This window comes from Achromobacter sp. SIMBA_011, assembly GCF_046535435.1.
Taxonomy (GTDB): domain Bacteria; phylum Pseudomonadota; class Gammaproteobacteria; order Burkholderiales; family Burkholderiaceae_B; genus Achromobacter; species Achromobacter dolens.
This window is the reverse complement of the sequence record NZ_JAWRWN010000009.1, coordinates 189523-214966: the sequence shown is the minus strand read 5'-3', so window position 1 is coordinate 214966 and position 25444 is coordinate 189523. Positions and strand designations below refer to the sequence as shown.

Below are 25444 nucleotides of genomic sequence, written 5' to 3'. Positions count from 1 at the left end.
CCTCAAGGCTGTACGCCAACCCCCCAGGCGGTCCAGTAGCTATCGCGCAGTTTGAGCCAGAAACGCTCGCCGTCCTCCCCGGCCACCTTGACCAGGGAGCGGCGCAGGCGTTCCAGGTTGCCCTGGCGCTGGCGGTCGGACAGCCCGCCCTGGGTGCCGCGGTCGAAATCGATCAGCCAGACCCGGCCGTCCGAGCCGATCAGGATGTTGAAGGCGTTCAGGTCGGCGTGCCAGACGCCAGCCCGGTGCATGCGCACGATGGCCTCAGCCACCGGCTGCCACAGGGGTTCGGCCAGCGCCTGGGCCAGCGGCCGCACGCCCGGGATGCGCTCGACCACGATGGCGGCGCGGTAGGTCGGCCCCTGACGCCAGTAGGCCGCGGCCAGCGGCGCCGGCACCGGCAGCCCCTGGGCACGCATGGCGGCCAGCAGGCGGAATTCACGGAAGCTGCGGGTGCGCGCCTCGCCCGCCCACAGGTAGGTGTCGCGGCTGAGCCGGGCGATCAGGCCGCCGCGCCGGTAGCGCCGCAGCACGCCCTGCCAGCCCTGCCCCTGCACGAACCAGGCCGCCTGGCGGCCGCCGGCGTCCACCGGCCGGGCGCGCTCGCCATAGTGGGCCGGGTTGAACAGTTCCGGGCCGGATTCGCCCAGGCGCGGATCGGCCAGCATGGCGCCGGCCAGCGGCGCCGGCCAGCGGTGGCGCCGGGCGCCGGAAGGATCCCGCTCAGCCTTCACGGTTGCGCATCCAGTCGGCCACGCCGAAGAACGATTGCAGCAGGCGCTCGACCAGGGCGGGGTCGATGCCCTCGTCCTCCATGGCGCGGCCCATGCAGGCCACCCATTGGTCGCGCTCGATCTCGCCGATCGAGAACGGCAGGTGCCGCGCCCGCAGGCGCGGATGGCCGAAGCGCTCTATATAGTGGTCGGGGCCGCCGAAATAGCCGCACAGGAACCAGAACAGCTTGTCGCGGGCCTCGTCCAGGCTGGGGCCGTGGGCGGCGCGCAGTTCCTTCAGGTCCGGCTCCATGTCCATCAGGTCGTAGAAGCGGTCGACCAGGGCGCGCACGCCGGGTTCGCCGCCCAGGAGATCGAAAATGCTGCGGGAGGTTTCCACGGGTTCGGTAGGGGTTTGGACGGAAGACGTCATCAGGTTTCTCTCAGGGTGACCAGCGGCGGGGTGCGCAGCACGCCGCGCAGCGCCAGCGCGCCACCGGCCCAGGCGCCGAGCATACCCGCGCCGATCCCCACCAGCCAGGGCCAGAGGCTGAGGGTAATCGTGAAATCGAACACCTGGGTTGATAAAACCCAAGCGATCGCGCTGGCGCCGGCGGCCGCCAGCAGGCCGGCCAGGCCGCCCACCGCCCACAGCTCGATGCGCTGCGAACGCGCCAACTGGCGCCGGGTGGCACCCAGCGCGCGCAGCACCGCGGCCTCGCGCATGCGTTCGTCGCGGGTGGCGGTCAGCGCGGCCGACAGCACCAGCACGCCGGCTGCCAGGGTGAACAGGAACAGTAGCTGCACCGCGCGGCCGACCTCGTTGAGCACCGACTGCAACTGTTGCAGGATGGCGCCCACGTCGAACACCGTCAGGTTCGGGAACTGCCGCACCAGCGCGGGCAGCACCTGGGCCTTTTCCGGCGGCAGGTAGAAGGACGTGATCCAGCTTTGCGGCATGTCGGCCAGGGTTTCAGGCGTCAGGATGGCGAAAAAATTGACGCGCATCGTATCCCAATCCACCCGCCGGGTGCTGGAGACGGCCACCTCGAACTGCTGGCCGGCCACGTCGAAGGTCATCTTGTCGCCCAGCTTGATGCCCAGGGTCTTGGCCAGGCCCGACTCCAGCGACACCTCGGCCGAGCCCGGCTTGAGCCAGCGGCCCTGCTCGATGCGGTTGGACGACGGCATCTGCTCGCCGTAGGACAGGTTGAATTCGCGGTCCACCAGGCGCTTGGCGCGCGGTTCCTCGTAATCGTCCGGTCCCACCGGCTTGCCGTTGACGGCGATCAGGCGGCCGCGCACCATCGGCGACAGCACGATCCGGCCCAGCCCCTCGCGGGTCAGCGCGTCGGTCACGGCCTGGCGCTGGTCGGGCTGCACATTGATGAGGAAGCGGTTGGGCGCGTCCGGCGGCAGCGTGCGCTGCCAGCCCTGGATCAGGTCGGTGCGGGTCATGGCCAGCAGCAGCAGGGCCATCAGGCCCACCGCCAGCGCGCACACCTGGGTGATGGTGGCGGCGCGCCGGCGCACCACGCCGGCCAGCGCGAACCGCAGCGCCGGCAGGCCGGCGGCCAGGCCGCGCAGGCGCGCCAGGCCCAGGATGCAGAGCCAGGCCACCAGCGCGAACAGCGCGAACGCCCCCAGGAACCCGCCCGCCACCACGCCGCCCAGCCTGGCGTCGCCGGCGAACCACCAGATCAGCAGCGCGAAGCCGACCGCGCCGACGCCGTAGCCGAGCGCGCTGCGCGCGCTGATGACGTCGGCGTCGCGCCGCAGCACCCGCGCCGGCGGCACGTGGCGCAACTGCGCCAGGGCCGGCAGGGCGAAGCCCAGCAACAGCAGGAGGCCGGTCAGCAGGCCCTGCAGGGCCGGAACGGCCGAGGGCGCCGGCAAGGTCGTGTCGATGAGCGAACCCAGCACCATCACCAGCACCTGGTGCACCGCATAGCCCAGCAGGCAGCCCGCCGCCGACGCGAACAGGCCGACCAGCGCGAATTCCAGGGTCAGCATGCGCGAGACCTGCGACTGCACCGCCCCCAGGCAGCGCATCACGGCGATGCCGTCGCGGTGGCGCGTCATGTAACGGCCCGCCGCCAACGCCACCGCCACGGCCGAGATCAGCACCGCCAGCAGCGCCACCAGCGACAGGAAGCGCTGCGCCCGGTCGAGGGTGCGGCGCACCTCGGGCCGGCCCGATTCCAGCGTGGCGACCTTCTGGCCGCGCTTGAGGTTCTGGCCCAGCCAGGCGGAGTAGCCGGCCACCGCGTCCGGCTGGCCCGCCACCAGCAGGGCGTAGCCGATGCGGCTGCCGGGCGCGATCAGCCCGGTGGCCGGCAGGTCGCTGGCGCGCAGCATCACCCGCGGCGCGACGTTGACGAACTGCATGCCGCGGTCCGGCTCATAGGTGATGACCCGGTCGATGCGCAGGTGGGCGTCGCCCACGTTGAGGGTGTCGCCGACCTTCAGGCCCAGCAGCGACAGCAGTTGGCCGTCCACCCAGACCGCGCCCTCGGGCGGAATGTCGCGGGTGGGACCGTCTGGATTGAACGGCGCGTCGGTCACCCGCAGGGCGCCGCGCAGCGGATAGCCCGGCTCGACCGCCTTCAGGGCCGCCAACTGGGCGCCGTCGCCGGCGCTGACCATGGACGGGAACTGCCAGGTATTGGAGACGGACAGGCCCCGCTCGCGGGCCTGATCGAGGAAGGCCGCCGGCACCGGTTCGTCCGCGTCCAGCACCAGGTCGGCGCCCAGCATCTGCCCGGCGTCGCGCTCCAGCGCCCGGCTGACGCGGTCGGCCAGGAAGCCGACGCTGGTGACGGCGGCCACCGCCACCACCAGGGCCAGCACCAGCAGCCGCAGCTCGCCGGCGCGGGCGTCGCGCATCATCATGCGGGCGCCCAGCGCCAGGGTGGTCCAAAAGCCGGGGCGCCTGGCCCGTGAGACATCAGGGAAATCCATCATCTGCCAATGTTAACCAACGGCCGGAATGGGGGCCGAATCCCGCTATCATGCGCGAAGCGCCTTGCGGCGCCGCATACCCACTGCAAAAAAATACCGAATCCCTGGAGAAGACAATGCGTAATTCCTGGCTCGCGGCCACGATCCTGGCCGCCTGCGCGGTCGCCGCGCCCCTGGCCGCCTCGGCCCAGACTCCCCTGAAGATGGCCTATGCCCTGTCGACGTCGTCGCACTATGGCGCCGGCGCCGACGCCCTGGCCAAGTCGATCGAGGCGTCCAGCAACGGCAAGTACAAGGTACAGCAATTCGCCAACAGCGCGCTGGGCGGCGAACGCGAAGTGATCGAGGGCCTGCAGATCGGCACCATCGACCTGGCCATCGTCTCGACCGGCGCCACCCTGAACTTCGTGCCCGAGACCGGCGTCTTCGACATCCCCTTCCTGCTGCGCGACCTGCCACATGCGCGCAACGTGCTCGACAGCAAGATCGGACAGGATATGCTGGCAAAGTTCCCCAGCCGCGGCATCATCGCGCTGGCCTGGGGCGAACAGGGCTTTCGCCATCTGACCAACAACGTGCGTCCGGTCAAGACGCCGGCCGACGCCAAGGGCCTGAAGATCCGCACCACGGAAAACCCGATCCACATCACCGCCTTCCGCCAGATCGGCATCCTGCCGACCCCGATGGCCTGGCCGGAAGTGGCCACCGCCCTGCAGCAGGGCACGATCGACGGCCAGGAAAACCCGCTGTCGGTCATCACCTCGGCCAAGCTGTCGCAGATGCAGAAGTACCTGGCGCTGACCGGCCACGTCTACGGCCCGGCGCTGGTGCTGATGTCGTCCAACGTCTATGACGGACTGTCGGCCGAGGACAAGGCCAAGTTCGACAAAGCCGGCAAAGAATCGGCCCAGGCCATGCGCGCCTACGTCGACAACATCGAGAAGACCGGCGTCGAGCAGCTCAAGAAGGAAGGCATGCAGGTCACGGAAGTCGACCGCGCCGCCTTCGCGGCCGCCGTCGAGCCGGCCTACCCCGAGTACTACAAGAAGTTCGACAAGAAGCTGATCGAGTCGATCCGCGACACCAAGTAAGCGCAAGGCCGGCACGGCGCGAGGCGCCGGGATGACGAAAGCGAATTTCGTCCCCGGCGGCGCCTGCCGCTCCGCCCTCCGCGCACTCCGCCATCCGTCCTGGAAACCCCCATGCGTCTGCTCTGCGCCTTCGACCGCATCCTGTTCAAGCTGGTGTCGGTCATCGCCCAACTCCTGCTGGTGGCCGCCGCGGCCGCCGCCTTCTACCAGGTCATCGCCCGCTTCGTGCTGCATTCGCCCGCCGACTGGAGCGAGGTGCTGACCCGCGCCCTGCTGATCTGGACGGTGCTGCTGGGCGTGGCCCTGGCCTTCCGCCACGGCGCCATGATCAGCGTCGAACTGCTGCGCAACCTGCTGGGCGGCATGCGCCGCCGCATCCTGGAAGCCGTCATCGGCCTGGTCTGCGCCGGCTTTCTCGGCTTCATCGCCTGGATCGGCGGCCAGATGACCTACCGCGTGCGTTTCCAGAACGTGCCCAGCCTGGACGTCTCGATCTCCTGGATCTACCTGGCGATCCCGGTGGGCGCGACGCTCGCCGCCATCGCCGTGCTGGCGCGCTGGTGCGCCGGCGAGGAAGACAACACGCCCGTGCGCAACGACGCGCAGGGTTGAGCCCCCGTCCCGAATCCAAGCAGCCGATATCGCCATGTCCCAATTAATGATTGTCTCGATGCTGATTTTCTTCGGGCTGTCCGTGCCGGTCGCCGTGTCGATCGGGCTGGCCAGCCTGGCGGGGGTCGGCGCCGCCAACCTGCCCTGGCTGGTGGTGGCCCAGCAGCTCTATGCCGCGCTGGACAAGTACCCGCTGGTCGCGATCCCGTTCTTCATCCTGGCCGGCAACCTGATGGAAGCCGGCGGCATCTCCGAACGCATGGTGGAGTTCGCCAAGAGCGTGGTCGGCGGCATCCAGGGCGGCCTGGCCTGCACCTGCGTGCTGACCTGCATGATCTTCGCCGCCGTGGCCGGCTCCAGCGTCGCCACCACCTTCGCGGTCGGCGCCATCCTGATCCCGGCCATGATCCGCCACGGCTACCCCGCCCCCTTCGCCGCGTCATTGCAGGCCAGCGCGGCCGAGCTGGGCGTGATCATCCCGCCGTCGATCCCGATGATCCTGTTCGCGGTGTCCACCGACACCTCCACCGGCGAGCTGTTCATCGCCGGCGTCATGCCCGGCATCCTGATCGGCGTGGCGCTGATGTTCTACGTCTGGCTCTACGCCAAGCGCAACAACCTGGGCAAGCGCGACGGCGAAGGCCGCCTGCCGCTGTGGCCGGCCTTCAAGCGCGCCTGGCTGGCGCTGATGATGCCGGTCATCATCCTGGGCGGCATCTACGGCGGCGTCTTCACCCCGACCGAGGCCTCGGTGGTGGCGGTGATGTACGCGGTGGTGGTGGGCAAGTTCATCTACCGCCGCCTGAGCTTCAGGCAGTTGTCGGACACGCTGCACAAGTCGGTCGTGTCCACCGCCGTGATCATGTTCGTGATCGCCAACGCCGGCGTGTTCAGCTTCCTGCTGAACCGCGCCGGCATCCCCGATGCGTTGGGCGTGTGGCTGGCGCAATTGTTCGACACCCAGTTCTCGTTCCTGATGGGCGTGAACCTGGCGCTGTTCGTGATCGGCATGTTCATCGAGACCTCGGCCTCGATCGTGGTGCTGGCCCCGCTGCTGCTGCCGGTGGCGCTGAAGTTCGGCGTGGACCCGGTGCACTTCGGCATCATCATGGTGGTCAACCTGGCCCTGGGCATGATCACGCCGCCGTTCGGGGTGAATCTGTTCGCGGCCTGCGCGGTGGCGAAGCTGCCGTTGGAGCGGTTGATCAAGCCGTTGATTCCGTTCGTGGGGGTGGTGATTGTTTGTCTGATGGTGATTACTTATTGGCCGGGGTTGTCGTTGGGACTACGGGATTTGGTTTATTCGAAGTAGGTTTTTTGATTGCGGGGGGGCTTCGTAGGCCGCCTGTTGCGGCGGGGTGGGCCGGGTGGGGCGCCAACGATTGCGGTCCGGAGCGTTCGCTCCGGACTGCCCCATCCTCATCCTCGTAGTCGCCTGCGGCGACTGCCTTCGGATTCCGTCGGGCGCATCGACGGCGCCCCACCCGGCCCACCCCGCCGCAACAGGCTACCGGCATCCAGACATGGGGCGCTGCTACATCGAGGTGTGGGGAGAGAGATTTGCGGGGCCCGCCCCAGGCCGGCCGCGCGGGCGGCCTTTTGGGGCTTACGCGGGGTCTTGCGTCGGGATGATGACGCTATCGCGTGTGGGAATGGCGAAATCGAGTGCTATTGAGAGATCGTAGGCACCAAGACTGTTTGTGGTCGGCGCGCGAAGCTCCTCACAAGCAATACGGTGCACATCGCGCCGACCACCACCGCCCCTCCCCCTGACGTGCGGAACCACCAGAAAACCGCTCGCCACCCGCGCACAGCGCCCCCGCCCTACTTTCAGATGCACAGACGCCCAGCGTGGCCGCCCGCGCGGCCGCGATGGGCAGCCCTGTAGATTTCATACCCTGCACACAGGTCTAACAACGCAACAAGCCAAGACGCTCGCAGCCCCTCGGTCGGGCGGACCCGATGGCGGGCAACCTCGATGCGCCCGACGGAATCCGAAGGAGTCGCCGAAGGCGAGGACGAGGATGAGGATGGGGCAGTCCGGAGCGAACGCTCCGGACCGCAATCGTGGGGCGCCCGCCATCGGGTCCGCCCGACCGAGGGGCGACCTACGAACCCCGTTCCCGCACCAAACCCCCACCAGGAAAGCCATCAAGCCGCCCGCAACATCGCCCACTCCACGGCATGACACCGCACCTCACGCCCGCCAACAACCGCTACCTCAGGCGCCCTCTCCCGACACACCGCCCTCGCGTTCGGGCACCTCGGATGAAACGTGCACCCGCTCGGCGGCTGAATCGGATTCGGCACCTCGCCGCCCATCGGCTCGCGGTCGCGCCTGGGGGAGTCCAGATCTGGAATCGTATCCAGCAGCATTCTTGTGTACGGATGTTCCGGCGCATCGAACAACTCGTCCGCCGGAGCCTGCTCCACGATCCGGCCCAGGTACATCACCGCCACCCGGTCCGACACGTGGCGCACCACCGACAGATTGTGGCTGATGAACACATACGTCAGGCCGAACTCCTTCTGCAGATCGCCCATCAGGTTCAGGATCTGCGCCTGCACCGACACATCCAGCGCCGAGGTCGGCTCGTCGCACACCAGGAATTCGGCCTGCGTCGCCAGCGCCCGCGCGATCGAAATGCGTTGGCGCTGGCCGCCCGAGAACTCGTGCGGATAGCGCGACGCGTCGTTCGGCGACAAGCCCACCAGAGTCAGCAGCTCCTCCACCCGGCGCCGCGTGTCCGCCGGCGTGGCGCGCAGGCCCAGCGTGACGATAGGCTCGGCCACGATCGCGCCCACCCGCCAGCGCGGATTCAGGCTGGCGTACGGGTCCTGGAAGATCATCTGCGGATGCAGCGCGCCGCCCGTGCGGCTGCGGCCATAGCGCAGCGTGCCGCGGGTCGGCGCCACCAGGCCCACCAGCAGCTTGGCCAGCGTCGACTTGCCGCAGCCGGACTCGCCGACAATGCTCAGCGTGGTGCCGCGCGGCACCGCCAGCGACACGCCGTCCACCGCCTTGAGCGTCTGCGGCGGCTGGCGCGACAAGGTGCGTTCGAGCCAGGGCGGCGAAACGTCGAACCAGCAGGCCAGGTCATCGGCCCGCAACAGGATGTCATCGTCATGCGGCATGGGCAACGCCTCCTTGGTGCAGCCAACAGGCGCTGAGGGTCGCGCCCGACGGAGTGGACGCCAGCGCCGGGCGGTCCATGCCGCAGCGCGGACCGGCCATGGCGCAGCGGGGATGGAACGCGCAGCCGTCCGGCATCGCGTGCAGGCGCGGCATGGCGCCGTCGATCTGGTTCAGGCGCGCGGCGCGCTGGCGCAGGCCGGGAATCGCGTTCATCAGGCCCTGCGTATACGGATGGCCGGGACGCCGCAGCACCTCCAGCACCGGGCCGATCTCGACGATGCGGCCCGCGTACATCACCGCCACCCGGTCGGCCGTCTCGGCGATCACGCCCATGTCGTGCGTGACCAGCAGCACCGAGGTGCCCTGCTCGCGGCACAGCCGGCGCAGCAGCGCGGTGATCTGCGCCTGCACCGACACGTCCAGCGCGGTGGTCGGCTCGTCGGCGATGATCAGCCGCGGCCGCGCCGCCAGCGCCAGCGCGATCACCACCCGCTGACGCATGCCGCCGGAGAACTGGTGCGGATAGTGGTCGATGCGACGGTCCGCCGCCGGAATGCCGACCGCCAGCAGCAGTTCGAGCGCGCGCTGGCGGGCCGCGGCGGCCGACACCTTGTCGTGGTGGCGGATGGTCTCGATCAGTTGGTCCCCTACGGTGAACAGCGGGTGCAGGCTGGTCAGCGGATCCTGGAAGATCGCGCCGATCTCCTTGCCACGCAGTTGCTGACGCGCGCGGGCCGGCAGGTTGTCGATGCGGCGGCCAGCCAGGTGAATCTCGCCGCCGCCCAGGCGGCCCGGCGGTTCCAGCAGGCCGATCACGGCCATGCCGGTCAGCGACTTGCCGGCGCCGGACTCGCCCACCATGCCCAGGATCTCGCCCGGCTGGATGTCGAAACTGATATCGCGCGTGGCCACCAGGAGGCCGTGGCGGGAAGGAAACTCCACCGACAGGCCGCGCACCGACAGGGTGGGCGCGGCGGGATTCGGAACGGTCGTCATGACGGGCTCCTCGGAAATCTCGGGTAGCTGGAGGAAAAGATCTCGTCGACCGGCGGATGGCCCCAGGTGCGGTCGGGGTAGCGTGCCACCAGCCGGTCGAACTGCGCTTGCGCCTGGTCCTGCGCCAGCCGGGCATCGAAGCCGGGAATGCGGCCATTGACCATGACGAAGCGGCCGTCGATCACCACCTGCGACACGTCGCGGCCGCTGCCGCCGACCATCAGCGTCTGGATCGGATCGATCAACTGGCCGTTGCGGTCGTGGGAAAAATCGAACACCACGATGTCAGCCTTGGCGCCCGGCGCCAGCCGCCCCAGGTCGGCACGGCCCAGCGCGTCGGCCCCGCCCACCGTGGCGGCGTCGTAATAGTCTTCCGAGCGCACCGCCTCGGTGGACTGGTCCATCACCCGGCACAGCATCATGCCGACCTGCATGTTCAGCACCATGTCCGGCGGCCAGGTGTCGGTGCCCATGCCGATCTTCACGCCCAGCTTGCGGTAGCGGGCGAACGATTCCAGCGTGGCGCCATGGCGCGCCGATACCAGCGGACAATGCACCACCGTGGCGCCGCCGTCGCGGATGATCTCCAGGTCCTGCCCCGGCCGTTCGATCTGGCGCGAGCCGGACACGTAGGTGCCGTGCGGCAGCAGCGCGCGCTCGGACAGGAAGCCCAGGCTGCGCAGCCATTCAGGCGGGCTCATGCCGTGCTGCGCCAGCACCAGGTCGTATTCCAGGCGCGACTGGCAGCAATGCAGGCGGATCGGGATGGCGCGTTCACGCGCCGCGGCGGCCGAGGCGCGCAGCAGCTCGGGCGTGCAGGTCTCGATGCGGTCCGGCGACAGCATGGCGCGCACGCGGCCGTCGTACAGGCCCTCGACCTCGTCGGCAAACGCCACCGCCTGTTCCAGTCCGGCCATGCCGCGCGCCGCATCGTAATGGCAGCAGATGCGTCCTTCCCCGTCCACATAGGTGTGGCCGCTGCGATAGGCCGGCCCCAGGTAGACGCGCAGCCCCAGTTCGCCGGCGGTGCGAGCCGCCGACAGGAATTCCTCGCGGGTCTCGCCCCACACGCGGTAGAACAGCGAGGCGATCGGCAGCGCGGTGGTGATGCCGTTGCGGATCAACTGGGCGAAGGCATAGCGCTTCTGGAACGCCAGCTCGTCCGGCGTATACATCTCGTACGGGCCGCGCTGCATATACGTGTCAGGCCAGATGCGGCCCTTGCGCCAGGCCGGCGAGTTGTCGAAACCCAGGATGGTCGTGTCCAGGTCCGACAGCGCATCCAGGTCGACGAAGCCCGGGCCGATCAGGGCGCGGCCATAGTCGTGGCGCCGCGCCACCGGGCCCGGATAGCGCGGGCCGACATAGACGATGCGGTCGCCCTGGAACACCACCTCGCCGTTCTCGTAGAGGCAGTGGCGGCCGTTTTCGTGGCCGACCACCCAGCGCGCGGTCAGCAGCGTGGCGTCGTCGCGAGCGGCCATCACGGCGCCTCCACCAGCGCGCGGCCATCGCGCGCCACCACCCGGCCGCGCTTAACGACCAGCTTGCGCACCGGGCGCGAGACGATCGCCTCGGCCACCGTCTCGGCGTCCACCAGCACGAAGTCGGCGTGGCAGCCCGGCGCCAGGCCGTAGTCCGCCAGGTCCATGACGCGCGCATTGCCATAGGTCGCCACATGCAGCGCCAGCGCCAGTTCGTCGTCGCGGCGGAAGTTGTTGCGCAGGCCCACCAGCATGGTGCGTTCCAGCATGTCCGGCTTGCCGTAGGGGCCCCAGGTGTCGCGCATGCCGTCGTTGCCGGTACAGACGGTGACCCCGGCCGCGTGCAGCCGCGCCACATTGGGCACCGGACGCGAGGCCGAGCCGGTCGTCATGATGTGCACGCCCGCCTCCACCAGCCCGTCCACCAGCCCCTGTACCGCCTGCGCGTCGGGCATGCCCAGGCAGAACGAATGCGACAGCGTCACCTTGCCCTGCATGCCCAGCGCCAGCACCCGGTCGATGGTCATCTGCATCGAGAACGCGCCGAGTTCGCCGGCTTCGTGCAGGTGGATGTCGATCGGCTTGCCGTGCTTGTCGGCCAGCGCGAAGATCGCGTCCAGATGGCCCTTGGGGTCGCGGTCCATGCCGGCCGGATCCAGCCCGCCTACCACGTCCGCCCCCATCCGCAGGGCCTGCTCCATCAGTTCCAGCGTGCCCGGGCGGATCAGCAGCCCGCTCTGCGGAAAGGCCACGATCTGCACGTCGATCTGGTCGCGGTACTGGTCGCGGGCGCGCATCACGCCCTCGATCGCCGCCACGCCAATGTCGGTATCCACGTCGACGTGGCTGCGGACGTGACTGGTGCCGTCGGCCACCGACATCACCAGTTGCCGCGCCGACTGGCGATAGGGATCGATGCCCAGGCGGCGCTTCTCGGCGCGCTCGTTCTCGATCTTGTCGATCAGGCGCGGGCCCACCTCGTTGCGGTACCAGGGCATGCCGTACAGGGTCTTGTCCAGGTGCGCGTGGGCGTCGATCAGGCCGGGCAGCAGCAGTGCGCCGCCGCCATCGACGCGCGGCACGCTGTCCGGCACCGCGCCGTCCATGGCCGCGAAGCGGCCGTCGCGCACCAGCACCGAGGTGGCTTCGCCACCCGCCGGGCGGACATGGGTATACAGGGTTGCGTTGTCCATGGTTCTCTTGTCTCCGTGTTCTTGCCGCGCTCAGCGCAGGCGGGGATTGAGGGCATCGCGCAGCCAGTCGCCCAGCAGGTTCACCACCAGCACCACCAGGCTCAGGTACAGCGCGGGAAACACCACCACCCACCACTGCCCCGAGAACAGGAACTGGTTGCCCAGCCGGATCAGGGTACCCAGCGACGGCTCGGTCGGCGGCATGCCCACGCCCAGGAAGCTCAGGGTGGCCTCGATCAGGATCGCCAGGCCCAGGTTCAGGGTCGCGGTCACCATCACTGGCGTCAGCGTGTTCGGCAGGATGTGGGTCAGCATGATGCGCAGCGGGCTGACCCGGATCAGCCGCGCCGCCTGCACGTATTCCTTGCCGCGCTCGACCAGCGCCGAGGCGCGCACGGTGCGGGCGTACTGCACCCAGTTGGTCATCGAGATCGCCAGGATCAGGATCACCGCCGATAGCGTCTCGCGCAGGCCCGGCGGCAGCAGTTGCCGGAACACCGCCGTCACCAGGATCGCCACCAGGATGGTGGGAATGCTCAGCAGCGTGTCGCCCAGGCGCATCAGCGCATTGTCGATCCAGCCGCCGAAATAGCCGGCCGCCAGTCCCACCAGCAGACCGATCGCCAGCGACAGCACCACCGTGGCCAGCCCGATCACCAACGACATGCGCGAGCCATACAGGATCGCCGACCAGACATCGCGCCCCTGGGTGTCGGTGCCCAGCAGGAACTGGGCCTCGCCGCCCGCGATCCAGCGCGGCGGCAGCTCGGCGTTGAGCAGGTCGAGCTGCGCCAGGTCGTAGGGGTTCTGCGGCGCGATCCAGGGCGCGAACAGCGCCAGCAGCACCACGGCGATCAGCACCACGCCCGCCCCCATCGCCACCGGATCCTGCCGCAGGCTCCACCACAGGTCGCCCTGGAAGAAGCGCGCCAACCGGCCGCGGCCCGCGTTCGACATCGGTTTAGTGAGCATTGGCGCCTCCCTTGACGTGCTGGCTGCGCAGGCGCGGATCGACCACGCCGTACATCATGTCCACCAGCGTGTTCAGCGCCACGAAGATGAAGGACACGATCACCAGATAGGCGGCCATGACGGGAATGTCCACGAACATGACCGATTGGATGAACAGCAGGCCCATGCCGGGCCACTGGAACACGGTTTCCGTGATGAGCGCGAAGGCGATCAGGTTGCCGATCTGCATGCCAGTCACGGTGATGACCGGCATCAGGCAATTGCGCAGCGCCAGCCGGAAATGCACCACCCGGTCCGGCAGGCCGCGGGCGCGGGCGAATTTGATGAACTCGGTGCGCAGCGTCTCCAGCATCTCGGCCCGCACCAGCCGCATGATCAGCGTGATCTGAAACAGCGCCAGCGTGATCGACGGCAGCACTAGCGCGGCGCGGCCCGAGGGCGTCAGCAGGCCGGTGGTCCAGCCGCCGATGCGCACCGTGTCGCCGCGCCCGAAACCGGGCAGCCAGCCCAACTGCACCGAGAACACCAGGATCAGCATGATGCCGACCACGAAGCTGGGCAGCGAAATTCCCAGGATCGAGACGAACTGCAGCGCCTGCGCCAGGCGCGACTTGCGGTAGATGGCGGTCAGCACGCCCAGCGGCACCCCGATCACCAATGACAGCAGCGTCGCCATCATCACCAGCTCGAACGTCGCCGGGAAGCGCTCGGCCACCAGCGCGAACACATCCTGCTGGTTGCGGTAGGAAATGCCGAACTCGCCGCGCGCCGCGTTGGCGACGAAGTGCACGAACTGCATGCCGACCGAGGCGTTCAGGCCCAGCCGCTCGCGCAGCTCGTCGCGCTGCGTCTGCGAGGCCTGCTCGTTGAGCATCATGTCGACCGGGTCGCCGACGAAACGGAAAATCACGAAGGCCAGCAACGCCACCGCCAGCATCACGCCGACCGCATTGCAGACCCGCCTAACTATGAACGCCAGCATGTGCGCCTCCTGTCAGCCCCTGGGGGGCATCTCGACATTCCAAGCCAGGAGCGCCGCGGCCGATGCAGGACGCGGCGCCTTGCCCATCACTTCATGCGCACCGTCCACAGCCGCGCCTTGTTGTCGGGCATCTGCAGCACGTCGCCGACGTTGGCGCCCACCGCCCAGGCCATGGGCTGCTGGTGCAGCGGCAGGAAGCGCACGTCGTCGTGCAGAGTCTGCAGGATGTCGCTCATCATCTGCACGCGCTTGGGGCGGTCCATCTCGGCGGCGGCGGCGTCGATGCGCGCGTCCAGCGCCGGATCGCCCCACTGCCCCCAGTTGAAGACCCCGGCCGGGCCGGTGCGGCTGTGCATCACCTGCAGCAGGATCGACAGCGCATCGATCTGCGGCTCGTTGGCCCAGCCGTGGATGGTGATGTCGAACTCGCCGCGCGAGCGCTTGGGGTTCTGCAGCGAACGCGGACCGCTGGCCAGCGAGGCCTTCACACCGATGCGCGCCCACATCGAGGCGGCGGCCTGGCACAGTTCCTCTTCGTTGACGAACATGTCGTTCGAGCACAGCAGCGACAACGTGAAGCCGTCGGGGTAGCCGGCCTCGGCCAGCAGCTTCTTGGCGCGGGCGGCATCGAATGGCAGGCGTTCCTCCTGCCGGGCGTCATAGCCCGGGATCGACGGCGCCACCAGCGCGCCGGTGGTGCGCGACAGCCCGCGCATCACGCGCTTTTGCAGCAGCTCGGGCGACAGCGCCATGTACAGCGCCTGGCGCACGCGCAGGTCCTTGAGCGGGTTCTTGTCGGTGATGTTGGAGCCGACCAGCTTGTCGCCCAGGTTGAAGCCGAAATACAGCGTGCGCAGCTCGGTCGCGGCCAGCACCTTGACGTTGGGCGCGGCGCGCAGGCGGTCCAGGTCCTGCAGCGGCGCGTTCTCGGTGAAGTTGATGTCGCCCGACAGCAGCGCCGCCACCCGCGTCGGCGCCGAGGCGATCGGCGTGAACTCGATGCGGTCCAGGTTGTGGCGCGGCTTGTCCCACCAGTCCGGATTCACCACCAGCACGGTGCGGGTGTCGGGCCGGTACGACTCCACCTTGAAGGGGCCGGTGCCGTTGGCGTGGTGGGTGGCGTAGCCCTCGATCTTCTTGGCCGCGTCGGTGGGCTTCAGGCTGTTGTTGTCCACCAGCCACTGGCGGTTGAAGATGAAGATGTTGGTCAGGTCATTGAGCATCAGCGGATACGGATGCGTCATCTCGATGTCGACCGTGTAGTCATCCACCTTGCGCGCCGCCTTGAAGGCCGGCAGGTTGCCCTTGAGCGGCGAGGCGTCGTCGGACACGCGGGTCATGGACGCCACCACGTCGTCGGCCGAGAACGGCGCGCCGTTGTGGAACTTGACGCCGCGGCGCAGGTGGAAGCGCAGCACCGTCGGCGACGGCGACTCCCACGACTCGGCCAGCGCCGGCGTGATGTTGAACTTGTCGTCGTAGCGGATCAGCGCTTCGTACACGTGGTTCAGGAACGCCAGGTTGAAGGTGCTGCCGTAGGAATACGGATCGAGCGAGTCGAGGTCGCGGGCGGCGCCCCACTTCAGGGTGTTGGCGGCGGATGCCCCGGTGATGGCCGATAGCGCGATCACGGCCCCGGCGGTCCACTTCAGCAGCGTCTTCATGATGGCAATGCTCCCTTGGAGGTGGGTATGGAATACGTCTGGAGGCCGGCGCGGACGGCCGGCGGCGGTAATCAGTGGCCGGCGGTCTGGCGCTGGGCGCGCTCGAGCGTGGCCAGCGCCAGCACCTGCGACAGGGCGGCGCGATAGGAATCGATCACGGGCACGGCGGGCAGGCGCGGCAGGCTGGGCAGGAAACCCGCCAGCGCGGCGCCGGCCACGATGACCACGTCGGCGCCCTGGGCGACCGCGTCGTCCAGCGCCTGGCCCACGGCGGCGATGGTCGCGGGCGAGCGCGTGACGTAGTCGAGCGCATTGCCCGGCAGCGCCAGCAGGCCGGCGCAGCGCGACTCCAGCCCGAGCTGGCGGATCTGCTCGCGCAGCATGCCCGGCCACAGCCGGCCGACGGTCACGATGGCGTAGCGGTCGCCGCGCTGCAAGGCGGTCAGGATGGCGGCCTCGGCCATGCCGGCCACCGGCATGCGCAGGCGCTCGCGCACCGCGCCGATGCCGGGTTCGCCGAAACAGGCCAGCAGGCAGGCGTCGAATGGCTCGCCAGCGGCCTCGGCCTGGGTGGCCTCGCGCTCGGCGGTTTCGCAGACGGCGTGGGCCGACACCGCGGCCTGCGCCCGGCTGGCGATATAGGCGGGCCCGAACGGCACCGTCACGGCATGCACCCAGGCCGCGTCGCCAAAAAAGGCGCGCGCCTGCTCGGCGAGGCTGGCGGTCAGGTCGGCGGTGGTGTTGCCATTGATCACCAGCAGGCGGCTGGGCGTGACGGCCAGGCGGTCGGGAAGGACGGCGGGTGCTGCGGACATGAATCGGACCCCTGATGGTTTGTATACAAATCCACCCTTACAAAACCCACGGATTCCTGAATTTTGTATAAATGTTTGTATACGATTTATGCCGACAATGTACGCCATTGGTCTGCCGCTTCAAGCTATCGCTAACCCTTAGCGGCTGATGGTGTATGCTGTTTCACACTTAGAAAAGTGCGCACCGGCGCGGTTCCGCCGGCAGATTCCCCCCACCGGAACGCGTACGCATCGGAGATCCACACCAGATGACGGCCCCCATTGCCGACGCGGCGGAGCCCGCACGGAAAGACGTAAACCGCACGGAAATCGTATACAAAAACTTGCGGCAGGCGATCATCGAGCAGGCCTTGCTGCCGGGCGACAAATTGCCCGAGGACGTCATCGGCGAGCGTTTCGGCGTCAGCCGCACCATCGTGCGCGGCGTGCTGACGCGCCTGTTCAGCGAGGGGCTGGTCGACCTGCGTCCCAATCGCGGCGCGGCGGTGGCGCGCCCCAGCCTGGAAGAAGCCCACGACATCTTCGAGGCGCGCCGCTGCCTCGAACGCGACGTGGCGCGCCGGCTGGTGCAGCACGTCACCGAGGCCGGCTTGGCGCGGCTGGAACAGCACGTGGCGCAGGAAGAAGCCGCGCGCGCGCGCAACAGCGTCAACGAGTCGATCCGCCTGTCCGGCGAATTCCACATCCTGATGGCGGAACTATCGGGCAATGCGGTCTACGCCCGCTACGTCAACGAGATCGTGTCGCGCTGCTCGTTGATCCTGGCGCTTTACGGCCGGCCGCATTCGAGCGAATGCGCGGTCAGCGAGCACCGCGAAATCGTCGCCGGCCTGCGTGCGCGCGACGAAAAGCACGTGCTGCACCTGCTGGGACATCATCTGGAGTCGGTCACGGCGCGCGCGCTGCTCAGTCCGGACGGCGCGGGCGTGCGCGACATCCGCAAGATCCTCGACCGCTACGGCACCTAGGGGGACCGCGGCGCGGCGGCCCGCGGGCGGGCGCGGCGCGCGGGTAGGAGACGACCCGCCCCCGGCGAATGGGGCGTGGCCTGACGTGGCAAGCCTGAAATGGAAAAGCGCCCGGTTCGGGCGCTTTGTGGTTTCGGCAAGCCTAGATTTCGCGTTCTTCCGTCTTGAGGTGGTTGTCGCGGGCGAAATCCACCACGAACTTGTACGCCAGCGGTTCGAGATCGCGCAAGCGCTGGTCGACCACGATGCCGCGCACGCCGTCGATCACGACGGGAAGCACGTAGGGCGAATAGGTGAGGTGGTTACCCGCACAGCCGGCGGGCCGGAACTGTGCCATTACGCCGGCGAGCCGTTCCGCCCAATCGCTGGGGCGAAAGCGGCTACCGCTTTCGGTAACGCCATGAATTACGAATTGTCTGACGCGAGTTGCCATGGATTCTTCACTACGGGACGCCCTTCACTGGGCCGGATCTTCGGCGTGATCAAACATGCGCCCCGCGCCGCGAATTGTATATGATTGATCCTTTGCCCTGTCCCGAAAGGCGCTCCGCCCAGGGAAAAAATGCCCAGGAGGACCCGTCATGACCTCGCCTCTGGCCAATATCTACGCCCGGCTGCCGGTCTCGTTCACGCACGGCCAGGGGGTCTGGCTGTGGGACGCGCAGGGCCGCAAGTACCTGGACGCGCTGGCGGGCATCGGCGTCTCCTGTCTGGGCCACGCCCATCCCCGGCTGGTCGCGGCCATCAGCGAGCAGGCCGCGCGCGTCATCCACACCTCCAATATCTACGAAGTCCCGCAGCAGACCGAGCTGGCCGCGCGCCTGGCGGCGTTGTCCGGCATGCGCGACGTGGTCTTCAACAACAGCGGCTCCGAGGCCAACGAGGCCGCCATCAAGCTGGCGCGCTACTACGCCTATCAGCGCGGCAACAGCCACGCCCACATCATCACCATGGATTCGTCCTGGCACGGGCGCACCCTGGCCACGCTGGCGGCCACCGGCAGCGACAAGGCGCGCAAGGGCTTCGAGCCCCTGCCCTCCGGCTTCATCCAGGTGCCGTACAACGACGCCGCCGCGATCCGCGCCGCCGGCGACGCCGAGCCGCGCGTGGCCGCCGTGCTGCTCGAAGCCCTGCAGGGCGAAGGCGGCATCCGTCCCTCCGATGCCGCCTTCCTGCGAGAGGTACGACAACTGTGCACCGAGCGCGGCTGGCTGCTGATGATCGACGAGGTCCAGTCGGGCATCGGCCGCACCGGCAAATGGTTCGCCCACCAGTGGGCCGACATCGTGCCGGACGTCATGACCCTGGCCAAGGGCCTGGCCGGCGGCGTGCCGATCGGCGCGATGCTGGCCGCCGGCCCCGCGGCGGGCGTGTTCACCCCCGGCAGCCACGGCACCACCTTCGGCGGCGGCCCGCTGGTCTGCGCGGCCGGCCTGGCGGTGCTGGACGCGCTGGAATCGGAAAACCTGCTGGACAACGCGCACAGCGTCGGCGGCCACCTGAAGGCGCGGCTGGCGCAGGAACTGGCCGGCCTGCCCGGCGTGGCGGATGTGCGCGGGCGCGGCCTGATGCTGGGCATCGAGCTGGCCCGTCCCTGTGGCGTGCTGGCGCTGCGCGCCCTGGAAGCGGGCCTGTTGATCAACGTCACCCGCGACCGCGTCATCCGCCTGCTGCCGCCCCTGGTCCTGTCGCGCGCCGAAGCCGACCGGATCGTAGACATCCTGGCGCCGCTGATTCGACAGTTCCTGGCCGAACATCCATAATCAACCTCCCGCCCGGGCCACGAGCCCGTCCGGGCCCAATGACCTGCGACATCACCATGACTCCTCCCACGACTCAAAACGGCCCCTTGCGGCACTTTCTGCAGTTCAAGGACTTCTCGTCCGCCGAGATCGCCTACGTGCTGGACCGCGCGCGGCTGATCAAGGAAAAATTCAAGCGTTACGAACCCCACATGCCGCTGCACGACCGCACGCTGGCGATGGTGTTCGAAAAAGCCAGCACCCGTACCCGCGTCTCGTTCGAGGCCGGCATGTACCAGATGGGCGGCTCGGTCATCAACCTGACCTCCAACGATTCCCAACTGGGCCGCTCCGAGCCCATCGAGGACACCGCGCGCGTCATCTCGCGCATGGTCGACATCGTCATGATCCGCACGTTCGAGCAGACCCGCATCGAGCGCTTCGCCTCGCACTCGCGCGTGCCCGTGATCAACGGCTTGACCAACGAATTCCACCCCTGCCAGATCCTGGCGGACATCTTCACCTACATCGAGCACCGCGGCCCCATCGCCGGCAAGACGGTCGCGTGGGTCGGCGACGCCAACAACATGGCCTACACCTGGCTGCAGGCCGCCGAGATGCTGGGCTTCACGCTGCACGTGTCGACCCCGGCCGGCTACGAGCTCGAAGCCGCCCGCATCGGTTCGCCGTCCGACAAGGTGCTGCGCCAGTTCAAGGACCCGATGCAGGCCTGCCAGGGGGCGCACCTGGTCACCACCGACGTCTGGACCAGCATGGGCTACGAGGCCGAGAACGAAGAGCGCCGCGCCGCCTTCGCCGACTGGTGCGTGGACGCCGAGATGATGGCCGCCGCCGATCCCCAGGCCGTGTTCATGCACTGCCTGCCCGCCCATCGCGGCGAGGAAGTCACCGGCGAAGTCATCGACGGCCCGCAGAGCGTGGTCTGGGATGAGGCCGAGAACCGCCTGCACGTGCAGAAGGCGCTGATGGAGTTCCTGCTGCTGGGCCAGCTCAAGTAAGCGGCGCGCCCATGAAAAAAGCAGCCTCGTGGGGCTGCTTTTTTTTGTCCGCGCCAGGCACGGCATTCAGGGCTTGAGCGACTTTTCCCAGCGCACGATGGCGTCGACCACCGCCTGCGGCGCTTCCGGCACCAGCGCGTGGCCGGCGCCCGGGATCACCACCACCGACACGCGCTCGCCGAATTCGTCGCGGATCTCGTTGCGGGTCGATTCCGGCTTGAACAGGTCGGCGCCCGCCTGCAGATCGAGCAGCGGCTTGCTGCCGCCGGACCACCAGTCCGACTGGCGCGTGGCCTTGCCGGCCAGGCGCTGGCTTTCGCTGACCTGGGGGTACCAGCCGTTGAGCCAGACGCTGGCGTCATGGCCCGGCGCGAAGAACGCGTACTGGATGGACTTGAGGCGCTCGGCGTCGGGCAGCGACAGGTCGGCGCTGCGGTCGACGTGCTCGCTCAGGCCGGCGGGATATTTCTTGGCCGCCGCCGCCACGATCACCACGCCGCGCACCAGGTCGGGATGGTCCACGCCCGTGGTGCGCGCCACCCAGTTGCCGAACGCGTGCCCGATCATCACCACCGGCTGCTTGGCGACATCGCGGATCACCGCCGCCATGTCGTTGCCGAAGTCATGCAGCGTGATGTCCTTCATCGGTCCGCTGCTGCCGCCGATGCCGCGCGGCTCGGGCCGCAGCACGCGGTAACCGGCCTGCGCCAGCCGCGCCGCCAGGTCGTCGAAATCCTCCTGGCCACGGCCGCGCGACGGCAACAGCACCAGGGCCGGGCCCTGGCCCTGCACCAGCACTTCGATGCGGGCGCCGTTGCCCGGCAGCACCGTGACCCGCTCGACCTTGTCGGCCGCCGCTGCCGCGGCAGGCGTCGGCGCGGCCTGCGCGGCCAGCGACAGCCCGGCCGCGCTCAACGCGCCCCACAGCACAACCCTCGCCCATCGCTTGCTCATCGTTGTCTCCTCGTTCTTCTGTGTCAAAGAATCTTCTGGAACATGGTGCGGCGCGTGTTGCGGAACGACGGCCGCACCCGGCTGCTCCAGTCAGTGGCGCGCACCGCCAGCCACGGCGGGCTGCCGAAGGTCTCGCGCGTCTCCAGGTCATAGCAGGCCAGGTAGCGCGGCCCCTGGTCGCGGCATTCATAGCGCTGCGCGCGCACGGTGCCGGGCACCGAGGCCAGCCCTGGCAGGTGTTCCTGGTCGTACCAGGCATTCAGGTCCGCCTCGGCCTCGGGCAGCACGTCGGTCTCGACGATGTAGTGCCAGGGCGCATCCGAGCCGGCCGAAGCGCCGGCCAGGTCCAGGGTCAGGTGCAGCACGCGCGCCTGCGCCCCGGGGAACAGTTCGGCCAGGCGCGCCTGCACTTCCGGCTGGCGACCGGCGTCGCCGTCGACATATACATAGGTCTCGTCCTCCTCGACCGCGGCGAAAGCGCGCAGCCGCACGCCGTCCAGGCCCTCGGTCAGGCGTTGCGCCATGTCGGCCGCGCGCGCCGCGTCGAAACGCTCGCCCAGCGACACCAGCAATACCGTCTTGTCCATGCAAAGCTCCTATCAGTGCCCGACGCGCAGCGCCACCAGTAAGCGCGACACCATGTTGTAGGCGGCTACCGTCGCGGCCAGTTCGACCAGCTCCTGGTCGTTGTAGCGCGAACGCAGCGGCGCGAACAGCGCGTCCGGCACCTCGATGTCGCGGGTCATGGCGTCGGTCAGGGCCAGCACGTCGGCCTCGCCCGCCGCCAGCCCCTGCACCGCGTCCGCTTGCGGGCCGCCGCGCAACTGGTCGACCACCGCCTGCGGCATGCCCGCCGCCAGCGCGTGCGGCACGTGCGCGTCGAACTCGTACGGCGCGTTGTTCAGGGTCGCCACGCGCAGGATGATCAGTTCGCGCACCCGTGGCGACAGTGAGGTGTTCAGGCGGATCGCGGTCAACATCGCCTCCCAGCCCTGCACCACGGCGGGGCTGTTCAGCAGTACCTGGTACAGCGGCGAGATGCGGCCGCGCGCGGCCGCGATGCGCGCTTCCATTTCGGCCAGGGCCGGGCGCGTGCCCGGCACGACCGGCGAGACTCGACAATCGCTCATGCTCACTCCGGACGGATGTTCTTGCGTTGAATCAGCGAACCCCACTTCTCGCGGTCGGCCGCGATCAGCGCCGCCAGTTCCTGCGGCGAGCTGGGCGCGGCCTGGGCGCCGAACTTCTCCAGCTTGGCGCGCACCGCCTCGTTGCCAAGCGCGGCGCGCAGGGCCTGGTTCAGTTTCTCGACCGTGGCCAGCGGCGTGGCGGCGGGCGCGACGATGCCATACCAGTTGTTCGATTCGACGCCGGCGATGCCCTGCTCGGCCAGCGTCTTGACGTCGGGCAGCAGCGGATGACGGGTCGGCGCGGCGATGCCCAGCGCCTTGAGCTTGCCGCTCTGGATGTGGCCGATCAGGCCAGGCACGTCGCCGAAGAAGCCGTTCACCTGGTTGCCCAGCACGTCGTTGATCACCGGCGCGGCGCCCTTGTAGGGCACGTGCAGCACCTTGGCCTTGCTGGCGTCGGCGAACATTTCCAGCGTCAGGTGCGGGATGCTGCCGATGCCCGACGAGCCGATCGCCACGGATTGCGAGGCCGCCTGCGAGCGCTTGACGAAATCGGCCGCGTCGGTGGCCGGGTTGGCCGGGTTCACCACGAACACGGTGGCGTTGTTGACCACGCGCGAGACCGGCGCGAAATCGCGCACCGGGTCATACGGCAGGTCCTTGTACAGGGCCGGGCTGATGGACACCGCGCCGACGCTGGTCAGGAACAGCACCGAGCCATCGGCCGGCGCCTTGGCGACGTAGGCCGCGGCGATGTTGCCGTTGGCGCCCGCCTTGTTCTCGACGATGACCGACTGCTTGAGCTCCTTGCCCAGTTGTTCGGCCAGCACCCGGCCGACCAGGTCCACCGGGCCGCCCGGCGGGAAGGCAATGATCAGGCGCACCGGGCCATCGGCATGCGCCGCGGGCGCCAGGCTGGCCAAGCCGAGCAGGCCGGCGAATAGGAATTTCTTGAACATGGATTGTCTCCTCGGGATATCGTGTTTTCTTGTTGCCCGGTATCGGGCGATGGCGCGGCTACAGGAAGCCGTAGAGACGCGCCGGGTTGTCCACCAGGACCTGCCGGCGCGTTTCCGCATCCGGGCAGGCCAGGAAAAAAGCGTCGGCCAGCTCGCCGTCGTCGGGCATGTCGCCCGCCACGTTCGGATGCGGCCAGTCGGTGCCCCACAGCGTACGCTCGGGCAGCGCGTCCACCAGAGCGCGCACGAACGGAATGCCTTCGGCAAAGGGGCGCTTGCCCGAGGCGATGCGGTCGATGCCGGACACCTTGACCCAGGCGAGCGGCTCGCGCGCCAGGTCCAGCAGCGCGCGGAACGCCGGCGCGTCCACGCCGTCGGCGGCCTTGACGCGGCCCATGTGGTCGATCACGAACGGCACCGGCAGCGCCCGCAGGCGCGGCAGCAGCTCGGGCAGCATGGCGCCGTCCAGGTGCAGGCAGACGTGCCAGCCCAACGGCGCGATCAGCCCGATGACGTGGTCGAACACGGCCGGATCGGGCGCGCCGCCCAGGTGCGGCACAAAATTGAAGCGCGCGCCGCGCACGCCGCCATCATGCAACCGGCGCACGCTGGCCGGCGTGGCGTCCGCCCCCAGCAGCGCCACGCCGCGATAGCGGCCCTGGCTTTGCGCCAGCGCGTCGAGCAAGGCGGCGTGGTCGCCGCCATGGCAATTGGCCTGCACCACCACCGCGCGCTGCACGCCCAGGTGCGCGTGCAGCGCCGCCATCCTGGCGTAGGGCGCGTCGGGCGGCGTGTAGGAACGTCCTTCGGCATAGGGAAACCGGTCAGCCGGACCGAACACGTGGCAATGCGTGTCGCAGGCCCCGGCCGGCAGCGCGTGGCGGGGACGGGAAGGCGTGGCAAGCGGAGGACGGCAGTCAGGCACGGCGGAATCCAGCGGGGAAAACGTCATCCTCGCGGATTGCGGCCTGCCGAACAATGCTATATCTTTGATTTCAGATATAGAAAATATAAATATCAAATCGCCATGGACCTCAAGCAGATCGAATACTTCGTGCGCGTCGCCGAGCGCCGCAGCTTCTCGCGCGCCGCCGAAATGCTCGACGTGGCCCAACCGACGCTGAGCCGCCAGGTGCGCCTGCTGGAACTGGAGCTGGGCCAGCACCTGCTCTACCGCAACGGCCGCGGCGCCGAACCGACCGAGGCCGGCCTGCGCTTTCTGGAACATGCCCGCGCCCTGCTGGCCCTGGCCGACCGCGCCAAGCAGGACCTGCAGACCCTGCGCGAAACGCCGACGGGCAAAGTGGTGGTGGGCTTGCCGCCACGCATCGCGCGGGTCCTCACGCCGCCCCTGGTGCAGGCTTTCCGCCGCCGTTTTCCCGACGCCTCGATCGCCGTGGCCGAAGGCCTGAGCGCGCAGATGCGCGAATGGCTGCTGGCCGGCCGCGTCGATCTGGCGCTGCTGTACGACCCGGCGCCGTCGCCGCAACTGGGCTATGAATCGCTGTTCCGGGAAAACCTGGTGCTGGTGGCCGCGGCCAACCATCAGCCGCCGCTGCCCGCGCGCGTCGCGGTGGCCGGGCTGGGCGCCTATCCGCTGGTGCTGCCCAGCCTGCCCAACGCCATCCGCACCCTGGTCGAGAGCATCTGCCGCGCCCAGGGCGTGCGCCTGCAGGTGGCGGCCGAGGTCGATGCGGTGCAGACCATCGTCGAACTGGCGGCGCAGGGCGACGCCTACGCCATCCTGCCGCGTTCGGCCGCGCGCGGGCCGGCGGCCGAACACGCGCTATCGCTCAGCGAAATCGTCGCGCCCGGCATCACCAACAATCTGGTGCTGGCCAGCGCCCGCCACCGCCCCGCCACCCGGCTGGCCACGGCCACCGGCGAGCTGATCCGCCAGTTGAACCTGGCGGCCCTGTTCGAGCCCGCCGCCCCCTCCGCCCGGAGCGCCGGCCGCCCCCCTGCCCGGCCCCCCGCCCGGACCGCCCAAACGCGTTAAAATGGCGGACAGATTTCTTGTTTGGCGGCTCGTTGCTGTCAAAGTCCCGTTGGC

Annotated in this window: 24 protein-coding genes; 7 read left to right on the top strand and 17 right to left on the bottom strand. The window is 69.0% G+C overall.

The window, feature by feature from the left end; genetic code table 11:
- Positions 1-2: 2 nt before the first annotated feature.
- Genes SB816_RS25320 through SB816_RS25310 form a run of 3 tightly spaced genes read right to left on the bottom strand, consistent with a single transcriptional unit; the run spans position 3 to position 3677 of the window.
- Positions 3-668, bottom strand: a complete 666-nt coding sequence (locus SB816_RS25320; RefSeq protein ID WP_372415894.1) for a 3-deoxy-D-manno-octulosonic acid kinase — start codon at positions 666-668, stop codon at positions 3-5.
- A 55-nt stretch (positions 669-723) separates the two neighbouring features.
- Positions 724-1146, bottom strand: a complete 423-nt coding sequence (locus SB816_RS25315) for a group II truncated hemoglobin (RefSeq protein WP_081273551.1) — start codon at positions 1144-1146, stop codon at positions 724-726.
- Entirely contained in the window at positions 1146-3677 is a 2532-nt protein-coding gene (locus SB816_RS25310; RefSeq protein ID WP_064526569.1) for an ABC transporter permease, read from the bottom strand. Before SB816_RS25310 ends, SB816_RS25315 begins: the two co-directional genes overlap by 1 nt.
- Positions 3678-3790: 113 nt before the next feature.
- Between SB816_RS25310 and SB816_RS25305 the strand changes: the two genes are divergently transcribed.
- The 3 genes from SB816_RS25305 (at position 3791) to SB816_RS25295 (ending at position 6689) form a co-directional block, all read left to right on the top strand.
- The gene (locus SB816_RS25305; protein ID WP_269875045.1) at positions 3791-4765 is read left to right on the top strand and encodes a TRAP transporter substrate-binding protein; all 975 of its coding nucleotides are present in this window, start codon (positions 3791-3793) and stop codon (positions 4763-4765) included.
- A gap of 111 nt (positions 4766-4876) precedes the next feature.
- A complete protein-coding gene (locus tag SB816_RS25300; RefSeq protein ID WP_269875044.1) occupies positions 4877-5377 on the top strand; it encodes a TRAP transporter small permease in 501 nt (166 codons plus the stop codon).
- A 34-nt stretch (positions 5378-5411) separates the two neighbouring features.
- The gene (locus tag SB816_RS25295) at positions 5412-6689 is read left to right on the top strand and encodes a TRAP transporter large permease (protein ID WP_054501276.1); all 1278 of its coding nucleotides are present in this window, start codon (positions 5412-5414) and stop codon (positions 6687-6689) included.
- Positions 6690-7528: 839 nt separating this feature from the next.
- On the opposite strand, the gene SB816_RS25290 is transcribed toward SB816_RS25295, so the two are convergent.
- From SB816_RS25290 to SB816_RS25255, 8 genes are all read right to left on the bottom strand, one after another.
- On the bottom strand, positions 7529-8512 hold the full coding sequence (locus SB816_RS25290; protein WP_269875043.1) for an ABC transporter ATP-binding protein: 984 nt from the start codon (positions 8510-8512) through the stop codon (positions 7529-7531).
- Entirely contained in the window at positions 8502-9509 is a 1008-nt protein-coding gene (locus SB816_RS25285) for an ABC transporter ATP-binding protein (RefSeq protein ID WP_269875042.1), read from the bottom strand. The genes SB816_RS25290 and SB816_RS25285 overlap by 11 nt, the downstream gene beginning before the upstream one ends.
- Positions 9506-10993 (bottom strand): amidohydrolase family protein, encoded by a 1488-nt coding sequence (locus SB816_RS25280; RefSeq protein WP_410547688.1) that lies wholly within the window; start codon positions 10991-10993, stop codon positions 9506-9508. Before SB816_RS25280 ends, SB816_RS25285 begins: the two co-directional genes overlap by 4 nt.
- Entirely contained in the window at positions 10993-12186 is a 1194-nt protein-coding gene (locus SB816_RS25275; RefSeq protein ID WP_410547687.1) for an amidohydrolase family protein, read from the bottom strand. The genes SB816_RS25280 and SB816_RS25275 overlap by 1 nt, the downstream gene beginning before the upstream one ends.
- Positions 12187-12216: 30 nt before the next feature.
- On the bottom strand, positions 12217-13158 hold the full coding sequence (locus tag SB816_RS25270; RefSeq protein WP_049072608.1) for an ABC transporter permease: 942 nt from the start codon (positions 13156-13158) through the stop codon (positions 12217-12219).
- Positions 13148-14140, bottom strand: a complete 993-nt coding sequence (locus SB816_RS25265) for an ABC transporter permease (protein ID WP_054434346.1) — start codon at positions 14138-14140, stop codon at positions 13148-13150. The genes SB816_RS25270 and SB816_RS25265 overlap by 11 nt, the downstream gene beginning before the upstream one ends.
- A gap of 86 nt (positions 14141-14226) precedes the next feature.
- Complete coding sequence (locus SB816_RS25260) at positions 14227-15804, bottom strand: ABC transporter substrate-binding protein (protein ID WP_064528746.1); 1578 nt, start codon at positions 15802-15804, stop codon at positions 14227-14229.
- A gap of 71 nt (positions 15805-15875) precedes the next feature.
- Positions 15876-16619, bottom strand: coding sequence for an aspartate/glutamate racemase family protein (locus SB816_RS25255; protein WP_410547686.1), 744 nt, complete (start codon positions 16617-16619; stop codon positions 15876-15878).
- A 248-nt stretch (positions 16620-16867) separates the two neighbouring features.
- Between SB816_RS25255 and SB816_RS25250 the strand changes: the two genes are divergently transcribed.
- Positions 16868-17587: a GntR family transcriptional regulator gene (locus tag SB816_RS25250; protein ID WP_054501281.1), complete on the top strand. Its 720-nt coding sequence runs from the start codon at positions 16868-16870 to the stop codon at positions 17585-17587.
- 142 nt (positions 17588-17729) lie between these two features.
- Here SB816_RS25250 and SB816_RS25245 read toward each other — a convergent pair whose 3' ends face one another.
- On the bottom strand, positions 17730-18020 hold the full coding sequence (locus SB816_RS25245; RefSeq protein ID WP_006388526.1) for a DUF3579 domain-containing protein: 291 nt from the start codon (positions 18018-18020) through the stop codon (positions 17730-17732).
- A gap of 148 nt (positions 18021-18168) precedes the next feature.
- On the opposite strand from SB816_RS25245, the gene SB816_RS25240 reads away from it, so the two are divergent.
- Positions 18169-19350 (top strand): aspartate aminotransferase family protein, encoded by a 1182-nt coding sequence (locus SB816_RS25240; RefSeq protein WP_144658056.1) that lies wholly within the window; start codon positions 18169-18171, stop codon positions 19348-19350.
- Positions 19351-19406: 56 nt separating this feature from the next.
- Positions 19407-20348, top strand: a complete 942-nt coding sequence (gene argF, locus SB816_RS25235) for an ornithine carbamoyltransferase (RefSeq protein WP_026382721.1) — start codon at positions 19407-19409, stop codon at positions 20346-20348.
- 66 nt (positions 20349-20414) lie between these two features.
- On the opposite strand, the gene SB816_RS25230 is transcribed toward argF, so the two are convergent.
- The 5 genes from SB816_RS25230 to SB816_RS25210 are packed head-to-tail and all read right to left on the bottom strand — an operon-like array spanning position 20415 to position 24316.
- Positions 20415-21302, bottom strand: coding sequence for an alpha/beta fold hydrolase (locus SB816_RS25230; protein WP_081273677.1), 888 nt, complete (start codon positions 21300-21302; stop codon positions 20415-20417).
- Between the two features lie 23 nt (positions 21303-21325).
- The gene (locus SB816_RS25225) at positions 21326-21889 is read right to left on the bottom strand and encodes a DUF4286 family protein (protein WP_116793241.1); all 564 of its coding nucleotides are present in this window, start codon (positions 21887-21889) and stop codon (positions 21326-21328) included.
- 12 nt (positions 21890-21901) lie between these two features.
- The gene (locus SB816_RS25220; RefSeq protein ID WP_269875041.1) at positions 21902-22432 is read right to left on the bottom strand and encodes a carboxymuconolactone decarboxylase family protein; all 531 of its coding nucleotides are present in this window, start codon (positions 22430-22432) and stop codon (positions 21902-21904) included.
- A 2-nt stretch (positions 22433-22434) separates the two neighbouring features.
- A complete protein-coding gene (locus tag SB816_RS25215) occupies positions 22435-23391 on the bottom strand; it encodes a Bug family tripartite tricarboxylate transporter substrate binding protein (protein WP_269875040.1) in 957 nt (318 codons plus the stop codon).
- A 58-nt stretch (positions 23392-23449) separates the two neighbouring features.
- A complete protein-coding gene (locus tag SB816_RS25210; RefSeq protein ID WP_175142284.1) occupies positions 23450-24316 on the bottom strand; it encodes an amidohydrolase family protein in 867 nt (288 codons plus the stop codon).
- Between the two features lie 102 nt (positions 24317-24418).
- On the opposite strand from SB816_RS25210, the gene SB816_RS25205 reads away from it, so the two are divergent.
- Complete coding sequence (locus SB816_RS25205; RefSeq protein ID WP_054501287.1) at positions 24419-25390, top strand: LysR substrate-binding domain-containing protein; 972 nt, start codon at positions 24419-24421, stop codon at positions 25388-25390.
- The last annotated feature ends 54 nt before the right edge of the window (positions 25391-25444 follow it).

What these genes read in the sequence shown, in the direction of transcription:
- SB816_RS25320 (WP_372415894.1), bottom strand. Translation starts at nt 668, where the DNA reads ATGCTGGCCGATCCGCGCCTGGGCGAATCCGGCCCGGAACTGTTCAAC.
- SB816_RS25315 (WP_081273551.1), bottom strand. Translation starts at nt 1,146, where the DNA reads ATGACGTCTTCCGTCCAAACCCCTACCGAACCCGTGGAAACCTCCCGC.
- SB816_RS25310 (WP_064526569.1), bottom strand. Translation starts at nt 3,677, where the DNA reads ATGATGGATTTCCCTGATGTCTCACGGGCCAGGCGCCCCGGCTTTTGG.
- SB816_RS25305 (WP_269875045.1), top strand. Translation starts at nt 3,791, where the DNA reads ATGCGTAATTCCTGGCTCGCGGCCACGATCCTGGCCGCCTGCGCGGTC.
- SB816_RS25300 (WP_269875044.1), top strand. Translation starts at nt 4,877, where the DNA reads ATGCGTCTGCTCTGCGCCTTCGACCGCATCCTGTTCAAGCTGGTGTCG.
- SB816_RS25295 (WP_054501276.1), top strand. Translation starts at nt 5,412, where the DNA reads ATGTCCCAATTAATGATTGTCTCGATGCTGATTTTCTTCGGGCTGTCC.
- SB816_RS25290 (WP_269875043.1), bottom strand. Translation starts at nt 8,512, where the DNA reads ATGCCGCATGACGATGACATCCTGTTGCGGGCCGATGACCTGGCCTGC.
- SB816_RS25285 (WP_269875042.1), bottom strand. Translation starts at nt 9,509, where the DNA reads ATGACGACCGTTCCGAATCCCGCCGCGCCCACCCTGTCGGTGCGCGGC.
- SB816_RS25280 (WP_410547688.1), bottom strand. Translation starts at nt 10,993, where the DNA reads ATGGCCGCTCGCGACGACGCCACGCTGCTGACCGCGCGCTGGGTGGTC.
- SB816_RS25275 (WP_410547687.1), bottom strand. Translation starts at nt 12,186, where the DNA reads ATGGACAACGCAACCCTGTATACCCATGTCCGCCCGGCGGGTGGCGAA.
- SB816_RS25270 (WP_049072608.1), bottom strand. Translation starts at nt 13,158, where the DNA reads ATGCTCACTAAACCGATGTCGAACGCGGGCCGCGGCCGGTTGGCGCGC.
- SB816_RS25265 (WP_054434346.1), bottom strand. Translation starts at nt 14,140, where the DNA reads ATGCTGGCGTTCATAGTTAGGCGGGTCTGCAATGCGGTCGGCGTGATG.
- SB816_RS25260 (WP_064528746.1), bottom strand. Translation starts at nt 15,804, where the DNA reads ATGAAGACGCTGCTGAAGTGGACCGCCGGGGCCGTGATCGCGCTATCG.
- SB816_RS25255 (WP_410547686.1), bottom strand. Translation starts at nt 16,619, where the DNA reads ATGTCCGCAGCACCCGCCGTCCTTCCCGACCGCCTGGCCGTCACGCCC.
- SB816_RS25250 (WP_054501281.1), top strand. Translation starts at nt 16,868, where the DNA reads ATGACGGCCCCCATTGCCGACGCGGCGGAGCCCGCACGGAAAGACGTA.
- SB816_RS25245 (WP_006388526.1), bottom strand. Translation starts at nt 18,020, where the DNA reads ATGGCAACTCGCGTCAGACAATTCGTAATTCATGGCGTTACCGAAAGC.
- SB816_RS25240 (WP_144658056.1), top strand. Translation starts at nt 18,169, where the DNA reads ATGACCTCGCCTCTGGCCAATATCTACGCCCGGCTGCCGGTCTCGTTC.
- argF (WP_026382721.1), top strand. Translation starts at nt 19,407, where the DNA reads ATGACTCCTCCCACGACTCAAAACGGCCCCTTGCGGCACTTTCTGCAG.
- SB816_RS25230 (WP_081273677.1), bottom strand. Translation starts at nt 21,302, where the DNA reads ATGAGCAAGCGATGGGCGAGGGTTGTGCTGTGGGGCGCGTTGAGCGCG.
- SB816_RS25225 (WP_116793241.1), bottom strand. Translation starts at nt 21,889, where the DNA reads ATGGACAAGACGGTATTGCTGGTGTCGCTGGGCGAGCGTTTCGACGCG.
- SB816_RS25220 (WP_269875041.1), bottom strand. Translation starts at nt 22,432, where the DNA reads ATGAGCGATTGTCGAGTCTCGCCGGTCGTGCCGGGCACGCGCCCGGCC.
- SB816_RS25215 (WP_269875040.1), bottom strand. Translation starts at nt 23,391, where the DNA reads ATGTTCAAGAAATTCCTATTCGCCGGCCTGCTCGGCTTGGCCAGCCTG.
- SB816_RS25205 (WP_054501287.1), top strand. Translation starts at nt 24,419, where the DNA reads ATGGACCTCAAGCAGATCGAATACTTCGTGCGCGTCGCCGAGCGCCGC.